Here is a 14,882-nt window from a genome sequence, read left to right on the forward strand (position 1 = left end):
ACAGACAGATAAGCGAGACCCTTATGCGCGGGGCTGGCGCTCCGCCCACTCACCGAGGCTCACGCGCGGACCCGTGAAGAACGGGGTGTCCTCGCGCACGTAGAGGCGCGCCTCGGTGTAGCGCTGGGCATGCATGACGCCCTCCAGGCGGTCCAGGCTGTCGGCTTCGAACGCGAGCACCCACTCGTAGTCGGAGAAGCCGAAGGCCGACAGGGTCGAGCCCTTGACGTCCGGGTAGTGCGCGAAGCCGTTGCGGCCGTGTTCGGCCATGATGCGGGCGCGCTCTTCGGGGGCTTTCAGGTACCAGTCGTAGGAGCGCACGAAGGGGTAGACCATCGCCCAGTCGCGGGGTGCGACGCCGCCGAAGCAGGCGGGAATGTGGCGCTTGTTGAACTCGGCTGGGGTGTGCAGGCCCATGCAGGACCACACCGGATCCAGGAACTTGCCCAGCGCTGACGCGCGCAAGCGGTGGTAGGCATCCTGCAGGACCTCCGGGTCGTCGTCAAGCCACCACACCATCAGGTCGGCCTCGGCGCGGAAGCCGGACACGTCGTAGAAGCCGCGGATCTCCGCACCCGCACCCTTCACATAGTCCAGGGATTCGGCGACGATGCGGCCGCGCTCACCGTCGCCGGCGGGCAGGGACTCACCGAGTGCGAACACGGAGTAGAGGGCGTAGTGCTGCTTGTTGTTGACCTCGTCGAAGTCGACGTCCGTCGCATCGCGCGGGTCGGTGACGCGGGCGTGAGCGGCGTGCGAGTGGGGCGTCGCCTCGGTACCCGCGTGGCGGGCCTGGTGGCGTGCGGCGTGCTCACCGACGCGATCCGGCACTCCCGCGGGATGTCCCGGGTTTTCCGGGTTCTGCTCGGGCGGCACGACGGCGTGGGGATGCGGGGTAGACATGGAGTCCTCCTGAGTTGTAGCTGGTTGAACGGCGGCTCGGGCGGGCGCGCCGGAAGAATGAGGGGCGGCGCCGGGGTGGGCGCTCCCGGCGGCAGGTCCGAGGTGGCCGGGGCGCGCCGGGGAGAGGCAGCAGTCGCTCGGACAGACGGTATGGAAGGGGCCGGTGCCCGTCACGGTGACGGGCACGGGATTCTCGCCTCGCGCCTGAGCAGCGCGTTCTTCGAGGACGTCGACCAGGGAGGACACAAAGGCCGGATCCGTCGCGACGGTGTCTGCACGCTCGTAGGGGATCCCCAGGCGTGCGGCGGTCTCCTTCGCCTCGGTGTCGAGGTCGTAGACGACCTCCATGTGGTCGCAGATGAACCCGATGGGGACGACCACGACGCCGGTCAGCGGGCTTGCGTCGCCGGCGATCTCCTCGAGGAAATCGTTGATATCGGGCTCGAGCCAGCGGGCCTGCGGGGGTCCCGACCGCGAGCAATACACGAGGTCGTAGCCCAGATCCACGCGCCCGAGGACGCGCCGCAGCTCGGGCATGATCGCCCCAATGAGGGCGTGATGCTGGGCGACGTAGCTGATTTCGGTTGCGGGGGTTCCCGCTTCCGAGGAGGCCACGCTCCCCTGCTCGTCGACGCGACCGCCCGAGGCCGCCACGGCCTCGTCGTTCGAAGCGCGGAACGGGAAGGGCGAGGACCCCGCCTCCATGCTCACGGGGATGGAGTGGGTGACGAAGATCAGGCGAATCCCGGAGGTATCGGCACCGCGCGCCGCGAGGGCCTCCCATGCACGCTGGACCGACGCGATCTGCGCGCTCGCCATGCCGGGGGTCGAGTAGTAGGGGCGGACCTTGTCCAGGATGATGTCTGCGTTGCGATTGTCGGCGCTGTCCTCGGCGCCCAGTTCGATCGTCCCCCACTTGTCGCGCAGGGCCTCCGCGGCCTCGGCGAGGTCTTCGCGGTACTGGCGACACCCCGAGTACGAGGCGTAGGCGGAGGTGGGCAGGACAAGGATGCGCCGGGCACCCGCCTGGGCGAGCTCATCGAGGCCTTCGGCGACGAACGGGTGCCAGTTGCGGTTTCCCCACCCGACGGGAATGTCGTGCCCACGCCTGGCGAGTTCCGCGGACAGGTCGGCGATCAGGCGCTGGTTGCAGGCATTAATGGGAGAGACCCCACCGAAGCGCTTGTAGTGGGCGGCGACCTGGAGCAGCCGCTCATCAGGGATTCCGCGACCGCGCGTCGCGTTGCGCATGAACGGCAGGACGTCCTCCTCGCCGTTCGGGCCACCGTAGGACAGCAGCATGATTGCGTCGTAGGTATCCATACCTGGCACTTCAGTCCTCCTTCAGGCCTCGCGCAGACAGTGTAGGGCCGCTCCCCTTCCCACTGCAGCGACAGATTGTCAGAAAAACGCAGCAAATCAGCAGTTTTCCCCTGCGAGCAACGCCACCTTGCACACAAAAGTTAACATCGTTAACCTTATCTACGACACATAAGTTAACAGCGTTAACCGATGGGAGAGTCACCGTGTCACATCCACACGCTCTGGGCCTGGAGGCCCAGGGAATCCGCAAGAGCTACGGCACTCACGAGGTACTGCGCGGAGTCGATCTGCGCGTCGAACCCGGGCAGATCCTCGGCCTGCTCGGACAAAACGGGGCGGGCAAGTCCACGCTCATCACAATCCTGTGCGGCCTGCGCCGCACCGACTCCGGAAGTATCAGCATCTGCGGCCACCGCCCCGCATCCACCGAGGCCGCACGATCAATCGGGTACGCGCCCCAGGAGCTCGGCATCTACCCGGACCTGAGCGTCGCCCAGAATCTGGCAGCCTTCGGCGAGCTACACGGGCTTGGCCGACGCGAGGCCGCCTCCCGCGCGGGCGAGGTCATGGACCTCCTCGGCCTCACAGAGAAACAAGGCCAGCGCGCCTCGCACCTGTCGGGCGGACAGCAGCGCAGGCTCCACGCGGGCATGGCGATCATGCACCACCCGCGCCTGGTCTTTATGGACGAGCCGACCGTCGGCGCGGACGTGGAGGCGCGCAGCCAAATCCTGCGCGCGGTCCGCCAGCTCTCCGACGAGGGTGCGGCCGTCGTCTACACCTCGCACTACCTGGCGGAATTCGAGGAGCTCGGCTCCGACATCGCGATCCTGAACGAGGGACGTATCGTCGCGAGTGGCACCCTCGAAGAGATTATTTCCAGCCACGGGCGCGCCGAGGTCACGCTCGAGTTCGACCGCCCCGTCGCCTCGTTCGACGGATGGAACGCCGACGGGAGACTCCTCCGGCATATCGGGGACGAGGCCGACCCGGGTTCGCGGATCGGCGAAGCCCTGGCCTCGCCCACCCTTCAAGGCGCACGACTGACGGACGTGCGCATCAGGCAGGCGAGCCTGCACAACGCGTATCTGCAGATCATCAAGGAGAGTGACCATGTCACAGCTTAAGCAACTCGGGGCTATGACCCGCCTGAACATCCGCCTGCAGCTCACCGACCCGGCGCCCACGCTCATCCTGACGATGATCCCCCTCGTCTTGATTCCCTTCATGATGCCGGCGTTCAAGTCGATGCTCCTGGCCGACGGCTACGCGGGCGTCACGGGCGCTGAGCAGGCGGTTCCGTCGATCGCGATCCTCTTCTCGTTCCTGGCCGTGCAGAACATCATCAGCTCGTTCTTCAACGAGCGTTCGTGGGGCACGTGGGAGCGCCTCGAGGCCTCCCCCACCTCACGCGCGACCATCCTGACGGGCAAGGCGCTGGTCGCTTTCCTCATGCAGACCGTCCAAATAGCGATTGTCCTCGCGCTCGGCGCTCTCATCTTCGGGTATCGACCGACCGGTTCTCTCGTCGCACTCACCGCGATTCTCCTCAGTTTCTCCGCGGTTCTATCGGCGCTCGGCGTTGCGCTCGCGCTGTGGTCGCACAGCCACGACGTGGCCCTGTCACTGTCGAACATCATCGGCATGCTGGCGGCGGGCATCGGCGGGTCTTTCTCCACGGTCTCCTCGTTCCCCGATTGGGCGCAGCACGCCGCGCGCCTGTCCCCCGCCTACTGGGCGATCACCGCTATTCACGAGGTGAGCCTGGACGGGGCGAGCCTTGCCGACGTCGGGGCGCAGATCGGCGTCCTGTGGGGTTTCTTCGCGGTGATCGCGGGGCTGGCACTGGTACAGTTCCGTTATCACAGGGAGTAGTAACAACCGAAGCGGAGAGTCCATGCCTCAGTCGAAGCAGCGTGCGCTGTCTCGCGACATCATCTTGTCGACCGCGCTCGACCTGGTTGACGAGGAGGGACTCTCCGCTTTATCTCTGCGGTCCTTGGGAAAGCGCCTCGGCGTCTCCCAGGCCGCCTTTTATCGTCATTTTCCCGACAAGGCGGCGCTCCTCGAAGGCATCTCGGAGCAGGTCTGGCGCCTCACCTTCAAGGCGTTCCTGGCCCGCGTAGATGCCGGGACGGTCAACGCGGAATCGACGCCCACGCCCGAGGCATCGGCACCGACCGACGGCACCCCCACCTCGCCCCTGCTGACCTACATGCGCGCCTACGCGCACTGCCTGGCATCAACACTGCGCTCCCACCCGGGCGCGGTCATGCTGCTACTCACGCACCCGATGTCGACGCCCGAGCAGCTTTCGCTCCTGGCGCGCGTGTTCGTGACGCTCGCCCGGCGCGGTTTCACGCCGAACGCGGACATGCTGGGACTGGTCAACGCGGTGTCGATCTACACGACGGCATTCGTCGCCGCCGAGGTCGTTCCGCCCGTGGGCGGCTCCCCCGAGCAGCCCGCCGACCTGTCGGCCGCGAGCGACGCACTCGACCCCGAGGATGCGCAGGCACTGCGCCCGCTCATCGAGGATCTCCTGGACGGCCGCTACGACTTCAACGCACAGTTTGAGCGGGGCTTGGAGGCGATCCTGCGCGGCTGGGCCTAGCTGATCAGTTTTTCTACCTCTCGCACGATGCGCGTACCGCCGCCGAGCGAGCACAGCTCCGCGCGCGCCCCTCGGATTCCCAAGGTCAGGGCCGGTTCATCGACGAGTCGGCGGGCGGCGCGTGCGATGAGCGCTGGCTGGGAAGCGCGCACGGTCAGGCCGCAGCGTGCGTTTTCCACGGCCTCGGCGTTGAATTGGCGCTCAAAGACGCGCCCCGGGACGATAACCTGGGGAACTTCGTAGGACAGAGCGTCCATCATCGAGTTTTGCCCGCCGTGGTGCACGAAGACACGGGCGCGTGGCAGGAGATCGGCGAAGTCGAAGCGGGGCGCGCAGGACACCGTGTGGCCGCCTGTAACCTGGGTGGCCTCGGGCACTCCCGCGACGTAGACGTCGCATCCGAGGGCCCGGGCGAGCTCTCGTCCGGCGCGCACGGCGACGCTTGCGGGGACGCTGCCCGCGCCGAGGTAGACGAGGGCGCAATCGCGAGGCGTCGCTGTCAGGGCGGGTGGCTCGTCCAGGAACCCGCAGTAGACGGCCCACTCCCCCGCCCACGGTTCCAGGGTCGGGCAGCTCGGAATGAAGCGGCGTCGCATTCCCTCAAGGATCGTCAGGGACGAGGCCGGGGCAGGCATTCCCATCTCGCGCAGCAGGCGTCGAATTCCCGCGGATTTACGAGGGTTGGAGGCGTAGGAGGCGGTCGTCGGCTGCGAGGCGCTGCCCACGCATGGGATTCCCTCGGCGCGGGCGGCGATGCCGGCGGCGAGGCTAAATTCGGAGTAGACGACGTCGGGGCGCGCGGTGCGCATGTGGGTGCGAAGCGCGTCGACGGCCGCGCGCGTGTAGCGCTCATCGAGGGCTCCGGTCAGCCAGAGGACCTCCTCGAAGCTATGCACGGGCTTGCGGCCCATGAGGCCGAGGCGCGAGGCCACGGGGAAGGTGTGGCGGGCGATGGCCTCGGGAAGGCCGAGAGGTGAGGGCACCGGAATCTCGAGCGTCGGAGCGATGGGATCGGTGCAGTTGCCGTCGTCTCCCCACGCGAGCGTAACCTCGTGGCCACCATCCCGGAAGGCGCGGGCGACGCGTTGCGCGCGCGACCACGGCCCGCCCATCCGCGAGCGGGCGACCATGGGAACGACGAAAACCTTCACGATTCAAGGGTACGACACTTACAACATCCCCACGCCGGCCTCGTTCTGCCTCTCATGCATGAGGCCGGGGCTGAGTTTCGGGGCCAACTCACCGACGCATCGTGGCTAAGCTAGAGCACAACCGCTCGTACTCCCGCAGCGCACCCATGCACCGACGCAAGGAAGGGCCACCATGAACACCGACAAGGTCAGGGTCGTGGAGCATTTCGGCACCGACCACACCCAAGCCTGCGAGCTGCGCGGCATCCCCACGGAACGCCTGCACGCCATGCCCTTCGTCATGAACATCATCAAGGTAACCCCACGCACTTCGACTACGTATACAGCACGTTGAGAGAGCAAGGTTTCACCCCGCGCCAGCATTTGCAGCTGCCTAAAGCTCCTTCAACACGTGGTCATGGGTATCCCACACCTATACAACAATTCACCAACTGCACCCGAACACTTTATAGTCAAAGTGATTGAGACCAAAACACGCCGAATCCCAACAAGCTTGAAATGCATACATGCACACGCAACACCAAATTCTCCTACACTAAATCAGTCCACACGCCCTTAATATATTTAGTTCAGTAAAGTACGCATTGAGAAGACGCTCATTATCAGAGCTTGCGCCGAGATCATAGGCCAGATACCCGAAAGAACGCAGCATAGAAACAACCTTAACGCTCGTCACACCATTCTCCGAAAAAACGAAGAACACCGACGACTCAACATCACCAGGCCAACAATCCAGATAAGCCTGCACTATCGACTTAATTTGATCGTCACATCCTTTAGCTCTCACCTGCCTAATTTCGCCCCTCTGAAGGCAACGCCCGTCCACACGAGAACTAACTACACCCATTAAAGAAGAAACAAACCGAGACTGGCGCATAAGAAACGGTTCATACCCCAAACGCACGGTCCCATCAAGAAACACCATTTTACTTTCAGGCTGAATGAGATCAGCCATTGAAGACAACGGGACACGCTCCTGCTGAATATCTTCTCTCAATGAGTTCGCAACCCGTCTCCTCCAAATTCCACAGCATAGATACACCAGATACATGACAACAACAAAAACAAGGAACAACACCGAAAAAAGACACCCCATGAGAAACAAGTAACCCCATACGTCACCAGAGCCCCACCCTCTACTCCACTCCCATAAACACAAGCAAACTGCATACAGAAAAACAAAAGCAATGAACACGCACCCCAGAAGATCCAACCTCCCCATCGTTCCCCCATATTTCTTTCTTGAGTAGGTCCTCACAATTGAACTGACAATATCCTCAGCCAGTTCTTTCTTTAGTACACGCACGGTGCAAGCTTCATCAATCAGAAGATCTGTATTCTCAATTACGTCGAGATATCGCTCCATTGTCGATAGTTCCGACCCCCTCAAGATGTGATTCTTTCGAATTACATCTGACCGAGACTTCCATACACGACGAAGGTAACCCAACACCGGCACGAGTGATACAACGCCCGCAATCAGCCCAACCAAAGTACCTGCTGACTCAATTTGATCCCACATGATCCAACACACCTTTCCATCATCGCATATTTGCAAAAATTTTCATCATTCAACTTACATGCGATACGATTTAGCTAAAACAGATCGAACCGCTTTCTAAGCTAGCCCCGATACTATGAATTAATCAATTCTCCACCTTCCACTCGCCGGACCGAGGACTCCCCTGACGCTCGAGCACGCCTTCTTCCTTGAGCTGCGCGACGATGCGCTCAGCGCTTCGCTTTGAGCAGCCGAGGTGCTGCGCAAGCTGGGCGACGGTTGACCGCGTGTTGTCACGGAAGAAAGCGAGCACGCGGGCGCGCTCCGCGTCCGCTGCACTCTCTGGCCGCGCGTACGGAAGTATGGCCTCCCTGATTGCTTCGAGCATGAACTCCACGAAGCTTTCACACGAACCGGTCGCACCAGAACGCGCCAAGGCCTCGTAATAATCCGCCTGCCGCCTCCTGATCGCGGATTCAACGGGCAGCCAGGCCAGAACCGGACGCCACCGGGAGAGGAGCAAGGTCTGCCAGAGCCTCCCCGTCCGGCCATTCCCATCAGAGAAGGGATGGCAAAACTCGAACTCGAAGTGGAAGACACACGAGGCGAGCAGCGGGTGCATGCGTGTTGTGCGCAGCCACTCGAAGAGGCCGCCCATGACCTCGGGGACGTACGCAGCAGGAGTTCCAGCATGGATCAGGGTATCTCCATTGAAGACGCCGACATTGCCGGAGCGAAAGCGCCCTGCGTCGGGGACGAGGCCGTCCATCATCACGCGGTGGACTCGCAGCAATTCCTCCGCAGAGTAGGGGTCAAGGCTGGGAATGAGGTCGTAGGCTGCGCGCGCGTTCTCTACTTCGAGGATGTCACGCCGGTCGCCGAGCACTGGTTTTCCGTCGATAATCGCGCTCACCGCATGTTTATCGAGCTTGTTCCCTTCGATAACAAGCGAGGAATAGATCGTCTGAATCCGCAGCTCCCTACGCAGCGTGGGACTGGTAGACAGTGGGGCTTGAGGCGAGAGGGTACCGACGAGTTCCGCGATCTCTATACAGAGCGCGTCGATTACGTCGCTGCGCTTGAACGATGGTTCGTAAGCCATAAGCCCTCCTATTACCGCCAAATTATACCGCCACTGGCGGTAATCAAGGAGCAGTACCCGCAATCAGCACCACCCACTAGGCCCAACACCATTGCACATTGACACCAGGAAGAACTAGAATACGTTGTATTCACCACCGGGAGGTCACCATGCCCACCATGACCATGCGCCTTGACGAAACGGACGCCGAAGTCGTGCGCAAGTACGCCGAATTTGAAGGAAAAACGATCTCCGACTTCGTTCGAGATGCCGTCTTCGAGAAGATCGAGGACCAGCAGGACCTTGCAACTCTGCGCGAAGCAGTCGCAGCAGACACCGGCGTTCGGTACACCCACGAGCAGGTACTCGCAGAGCTGGGCCTGTAAATGTCCTACCACGTCGAGTACAGCGACACAGCCCTCAAGCAACTGAAGAAAATGGACCGATTCGACGCGCGACTCATTACGTCATGGATCGGCAAAAACCTCGAGGGCTGCTCGGACCCCCGCATCCACGGCAAAGGCCTCACAGCCAACCGATCAGGCGAGTGGCGCTACCGCATCGGCAACTACCGCGCCCTGTGCATCATCGAGGACGACCGCCTCATCATCGAAGTGTTTTCCGTCGGACACCGCCGACACGTCTACCAGTGATCAGGAGGCCTCGGCAATTGACGAGGCCTCCTCGACGTTAGCTCTTCACACTCGTTGTCTTTGGGTACGGGATCACCTCAAGGTGCCCAGAGACAAGCTCGCCCAGGAACACCTGCTTGACCGAGGAGTACCCCAACTTCTTGAGTTCCTCCTTGACCCAGGCTTTGTCCTTGCCAGCAAGAAGGAGACCATCAGGGACGAGCTGACCATCGGTCACGAGCGGCAGAAGCGAGCGCTTAGAACCATCACCGCGCACGCGAATCGTCAAAGACCCGTTGGTTTCCATGATCGCTGCAGCGACATCACCCACGCTGGCAATCTTCTGCTCACGCAGGCTCCTGCTCAGTCCCTCCGCGGTCATTCCCACCTTCGCGCAGCGCGCAATATCCACTTCACCATCACGAACGATCAGCTCGGGCTGACAGGCCGCAAGCTTCTTAAAGGTTTTACTGGTATCGATGAGGATCTTCGTCGCGATAACAACGAGCGACCAGATCAAGATGATGACGAGAAACTGCAAGACGGAAATCGACGAGTTGTAGATAACACCGCCGATGATGCCGCCCAGCACGTAGTTCTGCACCTGATTGAGAGGCGTGTTCAGCGAGAAGTCACGCTTTCCCAAGATGTTGATCTGGAGCAGCATCGTGAGGATACCGAGCGCGAACTTGATAGCGGTCAGCGTGTAGAAGTCCATGTCAGTGCTCCCCGTTCACGTAGACGCCATGGTCGATGATGTGGGTGCGCTCAAGAGTGAAGGAATTGTTGTCATTATTGAGATGGACGGTGTAGTCCTCCTCGTTAAAGCGCACGATCATCCCGTCCTGCAGGGACGTCTTATTCACCATGACGTCACGCACCTGGACACCATGATCGATGGCGATACCCTCCATGAAGCCCACGAGCAGCTGCGCCTGCGACTGCTGATCACTGACCTTCAGGTATTGCTCGGTCTGGATTCCCAGCAGGACGAGCGAAAACACAAGAAGTCCAATGCCCACGTCACGCCAGCGGGTTTTCACCCGGTTATGCAGATACAGGGCGCTAAAAGCGAGAGCCACAACGACAAGACGATGATCGCAGCTAGACGCCGTGTCGCGTCCAAACTCTGGTGCGACACAATGTAGTCGAGGGTATAGAAGTTCATGCGCTATCCATGGTGTGCAGGTCACTCAAACAGGGTCACACTAGCACTGCAGCCAACATGGACAGCGCAGCACTCACAGCGGACACACGAAGCAGCAGCACTGGGGGCGCAACGGCCTCGTCCATTGACGAGGCCGTGGCCGGGAAAGCGCATCGGGTTCAGTTGGTCCCATGGAACGCCCAGGCGCGACCGCGCACGCCGCGCGCGATGTAGCTGGCGCCTGCGAGGCTCAGGGCGAGGCCGAGGCCGGTGTAGAAGAAGGCGATGAACCAGTCAGGGACGAGTCCTGCGGCGCGCAGTCCGATGCCGAGGGACATCATGATCGCCATCATGAGGTAGCTCTTGCGGTCGAAGAAGCGCACCACGTGATGACGCTCGCCCTCCAGGTCGGCGATGCGCTGAGTGTTCTTCTTGACGAGCTTGGAAAACATCGGATGGAATGCGCAGAAGATGGCGACCGCGCCGCCCACGAGCGCAACGAGGACAATTGCGGTGAGGCCGCGCACGTCGATGGCCGCGCGCACGCCGAGGACCGCGACGTTTAGGCCTGCGAGCAGCCAGACGATGCCGGCGACGGCGATCAGGGGCTGCTTCTTGATGCGGAATCGACTCATTTCTTAGCGTCCTTTTCTTCTGTGGTGTCGTCATACAGGGAGGCGTCGAGGAGGGCGAACAGCGTCTCACATTCGTCGCCCTCCATGAGGGAGGCGAAGACGGCGCGCAGCACGTAGCGACACAGGGCCTCGGCACTCATGGGGCCGACGAGCCGGGAACGATCCACGGCCTCGTCCGCGTCGAGGACGCGCGCGAGTCCGCGCTCTATGTGGGCGAGCATGGGGGCGCGCACGGCCTCGAGGGCTTCCTGTTCGCCGCTGGGTAGGCGGCGCATCTCAGCGAACCAGTCGACGCTCATGTCGGCGTGCGCAGCACATAGGGCCTCGCGGAATCGCCGCACGTAGGAGGTGAAGCGCTCGCCGGGGCGCACGGCGCACAGTTCGTCGGAGAGGTTCTCCTCGAAGAAGCGGGTGAGCACGGTGGCCGTCAGGTCCGCCTTGGTCGGGAAGTAGCCGTATACCGAGCCGATGGCGATACCGCACGCGGTGGCAACCTTGCGCACGGAGAGCGCGGAGATGCCGTCACGCGAGGCGATGGCGTAGGCCTGGCTGACCAGTTTGCCCGGGTCGATCACTTGTTTGGGCACGACTTCCTGCTGTTTTGCTACCTGCAACAATCCATAATGAACAGTGTTCAGTATAGGGTTGTCCGGGCACGCGACAACGGCAGCAACCAGGGATCGCGTCACTTGTGCGCCAACTCGCGATATGTCACACGTCTACATACGCCCACCACAGCACACAGCTCCTCGCGTTAGGCATACGCTGATAGTCAGCAGAGTCCGCGCAGTTCAGCAACCACATTGCCCTCCCACCGCACACCGCTCACGAGAACATAGGAGCTCACATGGACCACATCACCCTGAACAACGGTATCACAATCCCCCAGGTCGGCCTCGGCACCTACCTGCTCGAGCCCGATGATGCCCAGTCGGCGGTCACCTACGCACTCGACAACGACTACACGCTGATCGACACGGCGAACGTCTACGTCAACGAGCGCGCCGTCGGCCGCGGAATGCGCGGATCCTCGAAGGGCCGCGAGGAGATCTTCCTCGAGACGAAGCTCTGGCCGTCGTTCTTCGAACGTGCCAGCGCCGTTGACGAGACGCTCGAGCGTCTGGGCACGGACTACATCGACCTGATGATCCTGCACCAGCCCGCCGGCGACACGGTCGCGGGGTACCGCATCCTGGAGAAGGCACACAAGGAAGGCAAGATTCGCGCGATCGGCCTGTCGAACTTCGACGTGGCCCAGACGCAGCGCATCCTCGACGAGTGCGAGGTTGTCCCCACGATCAACCAGGTCGAGTGCCACCCCTACTTCCCGCAGACCGAACTCAAGGCGCTCCTGGCAGAGCACAACATTGCACTGCAGGCGTGGTACCCGCTGGGTGGGCGCGGCAACGATTCGATCATGACTGAACCCCTTGTCCAAGGCCTCGCCGAGAAGTACGGCAAGTCCCCCGCCCAGGTGCTGCTGCGCTGGCATATTCAGCAGGGACACATCGTCATTCCGGGATCGAAGACGCCGTCGCACATCGCTCAGAACATCAACCTGTTCGATTTCGCGCTGACCGACGAGGACATGGCCCAGATCGATTCCCTTGACAAGGGGAAGCCGTTCTTCGAGCACAACGACGAGGTCCTGTCTGGCTTCCTCGCGTACGTGCCCGACGTGGAGGGCCAGAAGTAGTCGCATTCCCTGCGCACCCAAGCGCGGCGCAGGATTGCGTCGTTTGATTCCCTAGTGGACTACGCGCGCACGATGAGGTCTACCCCGATTGGCGGGGTAGGCCTCGCTCCACGACAGCGATGTTATAGTCATTGCCAGTCAACGAAGTCCGATAAGGAAATCCCCGCATGGCCAGGTTCGCACGCATCGCCGCACCCCTCCTCGTTGTCACTGTGGTCTATGCGGGGTGCTTCGACCAAGCCCTGCCCAAGCAACCTCTTTTCCCGATCGGCGCATGGATCGGTGCGCTGCTGATCACAATCTATTTCAGTGCCCTCACGGTGCTCCATTCGCAAGACAAGGTTGCTCCACGCGTACTCGCTTTCTGGGGTCTCGTCGTCAAGCTTGCTCTCCTCCCCATCTTCCTCATCACACTCATTCTCACGATCGGAGTTCCACTAGATAGCTCCAACGGCAACATAGGCGGTTTACTCCTGGTCTTTTTTATCCTCCCTCTGGACGCGGGAGTCTACTGCTTGATGCTCGTGTCATCCTTCCATGGGTTTGCCGTAACAAAACGCCTACTGGCCGAACAGACAATCCCATCAGCAACAGTGAAAAGACTCAGAAAGATACATGCTGTTCCCATCGCAGACTTTGCTGCAGCCATCTGGCTCTATGCGCTCCTGCGTCGACTCGATCGCACTGCCGCCGCCTGCTCTCAGGACACTTAACCCGCCATCACCGCTGACGAGACCCCATCCTCCAGGGTTCCATACACCACGACGCAGTGCCCGAAGAACATGTCGTCGTCATCGAAGTAGGCAGAGAACGAGCCGTCCGGATCCATCGCGATGCTCGTGAGTTCGATCCTCTGAGCGAAGCTCTCTTCGGTGATCTCGGGGACGTCCTCGTCGGCGGATTCGCGCCACTCGCACGCGAGCTCCGTCAGCTCCCGCGCGGCGAACGCTTGCATGTCGCGATCCCACCGATCCTGATCGGCCACCATCTGTTTCATGGCGGCCACGGCAGCGGTCCAGGTGTCTTCGCTGGACGAATCAACCTCCAGCGAGATGTCGATGTCCTCATCCCGCCACGAGATGACTCCCTCGAACGTGTCGTAGTCCTTGTCGAGAGTGAGCTCTCCGAGCACCTCGTCAGTCACCACGACCGGCCTGCGATAGTCGGCCAGCACCTCTTTCAAGGCGGGGCACGGGGCATCTTCTTCCAGGACCTCGACAATCAGGAACTCGTTCTGCGAGGAGGCGCTCATGCCCTCGGGGAGCTCTTGCGGGATCTTCTTGCGCGCCGCGACGCGATAGATCTCCTCGTCACGGAATCGGCCCAAGACGTTGCCAGCGGCATTGTCCTTATCGTTCACGGGGTAGACCAGCCGACCATCATCCGCACACAGGGCGCCGGTCTCATAGTACACGTACGCCAGATAGGAGTGCGCGGCCTCCCAGAAGCCGTTCCTTTTCGCCGCCCCACTGCTTCCGGCGACCAGAACGAAAATCTCCCGCGCCTCTTCCTCGAAGGTATGCTCCCATTCCTCCTGTGTCATATTGTTTTGCACGCGCATATATTCGAGCAGATCCACGTGTCATCCTCCTTGATCCAGGGCTGCCGCTTCGCCACGACGAACCCTACCCTGCGCGAGGCTTGACGACCGACTCAGAGGCGAACGAGCCCCGGCCTCATCCCGGGAAAACACGACAGCGGTCACTTCGCAAGCTCTTCAAACACGTCCGCGTAGGCATCCATGAAGTCAACAGCGACATCGACAGCGCCCTCAGACTGCTGTGCAGGCTGAATGACGACCCATGGCCTGTTGTTCTTGAGGATCGTGACAGGCTTCCCCGTCCTGTTCACCTCTGCTGTCACCCGCGAAAAGTTATTCTTCGCCTCGGCGAGCCCCATAGTCAGTGTCGACATACTACCCCTTTCACGACTAGCCACAATTATGGCCAGAATCTGGCCTCAGATCAAAGCCAGCGCCGCAGCCGTCTATGCGCGCTGGGGAATTAGCCTCTCCGACGCGATCAACATCTTCCTCGCCAAGTCGATTGAGATTGGCGGCCTCCCCTTCGACATGCACCCCGAGACTCCCACGTTTGATGGACTCGAGCGCTACGCCTATCGCCCCACTCTGGACGCGAATGGAGTCGCACGACTCCCTGGAGACTGGGATGACGGCGAATAGAAACAGCAACACAGGGC

The 14,882-nt window shown here is 61.7% G+C and carries 19 protein-coding genes; 9 read left to right on the forward strand and 10 right to left on the reverse strand.

From position 1 onward, the window contains the following. Positions 1-21 precede the first annotated feature (21 nt). Positions 22-2,226, reverse strand: a complete 2,205-nt coding sequence (gene hemQ / locus FOC40_RS09180) for a hydrogen peroxide-dependent heme synthase (protein WP_003793998.1) — start codon at positions 2,224-2,226, stop codon at positions 22-24. A gap of 203 nt (positions 2,227-2,429) precedes the next feature. Here hemQ and FOC40_RS09185 point away from each other — a divergent pair, with 203 nt between their 5' ends. The 3 genes from FOC40_RS09185 to FOC40_RS09195 are packed head-to-tail and all read left to right on the forward strand — an operon-like array spanning position 2,430 to position 4,840. Next, positions 2,430-3,353: an ABC transporter ATP-binding protein gene (locus tag FOC40_RS09185; protein ID WP_003793993.1), complete on the forward strand. Its 924-nt coding sequence runs from the start codon at positions 2,430-2,432 to the stop codon at positions 3,351-3,353. Then, a complete protein-coding gene (locus FOC40_RS09190; protein WP_003793988.1) occupies positions 3,340-4,101 on the forward strand; it encodes an ABC transporter permease in 762 nt (253 codons plus the stop codon). Before FOC40_RS09185 ends, FOC40_RS09190 begins: the two co-directional genes overlap by 14 nt. 22 nt (positions 4,102-4,123) lie before the next feature. Next, positions 4,124-4,840: a TetR/AcrR family transcriptional regulator gene (locus FOC40_RS09195; protein ID WP_003793986.1), complete on the forward strand. Its 717-nt coding sequence runs from the start codon at positions 4,124-4,126 to the stop codon at positions 4,838-4,840. On the opposite strand, the gene FOC40_RS09200 is transcribed toward FOC40_RS09195, so the two are convergent. Then, complete coding sequence (locus FOC40_RS09200) at positions 4,837-5,970, reverse strand: glycosyltransferase (RefSeq protein WP_003793985.1); 1,134 nt, start codon at positions 5,968-5,970, stop codon at positions 4,837-4,839. The two genes, FOC40_RS09195 and FOC40_RS09200, sit on opposite strands and share 4 nt — an antisense overlap. Positions 5,971-6,163: 193 nt before the next feature. Between FOC40_RS09200 and FOC40_RS09205 the strand changes: the two genes are divergently transcribed. Further along, on the forward strand, positions 6,164-6,325 hold the full coding sequence (locus FOC40_RS09205; protein WP_003793983.1) for a hypothetical protein: 162 nt from the start codon (positions 6,164-6,166) through the stop codon (positions 6,323-6,325). 201 nt (positions 6,326-6,526) lie between these two features. On the opposite strand, the gene FOC40_RS09210 is transcribed toward FOC40_RS09205, so the two are convergent. Then, a complete protein-coding gene (locus FOC40_RS09210; protein ID WP_131240481.1) occupies positions 6,527-7,513 on the reverse strand; it encodes a hypothetical protein in 987 nt (328 codons plus the stop codon). Between the two features lie 124 nt (positions 7,514-7,637). Further along, positions 7,638-8,594 (reverse strand): Fic family protein, encoded by a 957-nt coding sequence (locus FOC40_RS09215; protein ID WP_003793979.1) that lies wholly within the window; start codon positions 8,592-8,594, stop codon positions 7,638-7,640. A gap of 158 nt (positions 8,595-8,752) precedes the next feature. Here FOC40_RS09215 and relB point away from each other — a divergent pair, with 158 nt between their 5' ends. Both relB and FOC40_RS09225 read left to right on the forward strand, forming a co-directional pair. After that, a complete protein-coding gene (gene relB / locus FOC40_RS09220; RefSeq protein ID WP_231126006.1) occupies positions 8,753-8,959 on the forward strand; it encodes a type II toxin-antitoxin system RelB family antitoxin in 207 nt (68 codons plus the stop codon). Then, positions 8,960-9,226, forward strand: coding sequence for a type II toxin-antitoxin system RelE family toxin (locus FOC40_RS09225; RefSeq protein WP_003793974.1), 267 nt, complete (start codon positions 8,960-8,962; stop codon positions 9,224-9,226). A gap of 37 nt (positions 9,227-9,263) precedes the next feature. On the opposite strand, the gene FOC40_RS09230 is transcribed toward FOC40_RS09225, so the two are convergent. The 4 genes from FOC40_RS09230 to FOC40_RS09245 form a co-directional block, all read right to left on the reverse strand. Continuing rightward, complete coding sequence (locus FOC40_RS09230; protein ID WP_003793972.1) at positions 9,264-9,923, reverse strand: DUF421 domain-containing protein; 660 nt, start codon at positions 9,921-9,923, stop codon at positions 9,264-9,266. Position 9,924: 1 nt separating this feature from the next. Continuing rightward, positions 9,925-10,248 (reverse strand): DUF3290 family protein, encoded by a 324-nt coding sequence (locus FOC40_RS09235; protein WP_003793969.1) that lies wholly within the window; start codon positions 10,246-10,248, stop codon positions 9,925-9,927. Positions 10,249-10,531: 283 nt separating this feature from the next. After that, positions 10,532-10,987: a hypothetical protein gene (locus FOC40_RS09240; protein WP_003793966.1), complete on the reverse strand. Its 456-nt coding sequence runs from the start codon at positions 10,985-10,987 to the stop codon at positions 10,532-10,534. Further along, positions 10,984-11,574 carry a TetR/AcrR family transcriptional regulator gene (locus tag FOC40_RS09245; RefSeq protein WP_039929167.1) on the reverse strand — a complete coding sequence of 197 codons (591 nt, stop codon included), beginning with the start codon at positions 11,572-11,574 and terminating at the stop codon, positions 10,984-10,986. Before FOC40_RS09245 ends, FOC40_RS09240 begins: the two co-directional genes overlap by 4 nt. Positions 11,575-11,834: 260 nt before the next feature. On the opposite strand from FOC40_RS09245, the gene FOC40_RS09250 reads away from it, so the two are divergent. Continuing rightward, positions 11,835-12,683 carry an aldo/keto reductase gene (locus FOC40_RS09250; protein ID WP_003793962.1) on the forward strand — a complete coding sequence of 283 codons (849 nt, stop codon included), beginning with the start codon at positions 11,835-11,837 and terminating at the stop codon, positions 12,681-12,683. Positions 12,684-12,850: 167 nt separating this feature from the next. Further along, entirely contained in the window at positions 12,851-13,396 is a 546-nt protein-coding gene (locus tag FOC40_RS09255) for a hypothetical protein (protein WP_003793960.1), read from the forward strand. On the opposite strand, the gene FOC40_RS09260 is transcribed toward FOC40_RS09255, so the two are convergent. After that, entirely contained in the window at positions 13,393-14,262 is an 870-nt protein-coding gene (locus FOC40_RS09260) for a DUF2262 domain-containing protein (RefSeq protein ID WP_003793958.1), read from the reverse strand. The two genes, FOC40_RS09255 and FOC40_RS09260, sit on opposite strands and share 4 nt — an antisense overlap. A 122-nt stretch (positions 14,263-14,384) precedes the next feature. Further along, on the reverse strand, positions 14,385-14,597 hold the full coding sequence (locus tag FOC40_RS09265) for a type II toxin-antitoxin system Phd/YefM family antitoxin (RefSeq protein WP_003793956.1): 213 nt from the start codon (positions 14,595-14,597) through the stop codon (positions 14,385-14,387). A 28-nt stretch (positions 14,598-14,625) separates the two neighbouring features. Between FOC40_RS09265 and FOC40_RS09270 the strand changes: the two genes are divergently transcribed. Beyond that, entirely contained in the window at positions 14,626-14,865 is a 240-nt protein-coding gene (locus FOC40_RS09270; RefSeq protein ID WP_003793952.1) for a type II toxin-antitoxin system RelB/DinJ family antitoxin, read from the forward strand. The last annotated feature ends 17 nt before the right edge of the window (positions 14,866-14,882 follow it).

The organism is Schaalia odontolytica (assembly GCF_009730335.1).
GTDB classification, from domain to species: Bacteria; Actinomycetota; Actinomycetes; order Actinomycetales; family Actinomycetaceae; genus Pauljensenia; species Pauljensenia dentiphila.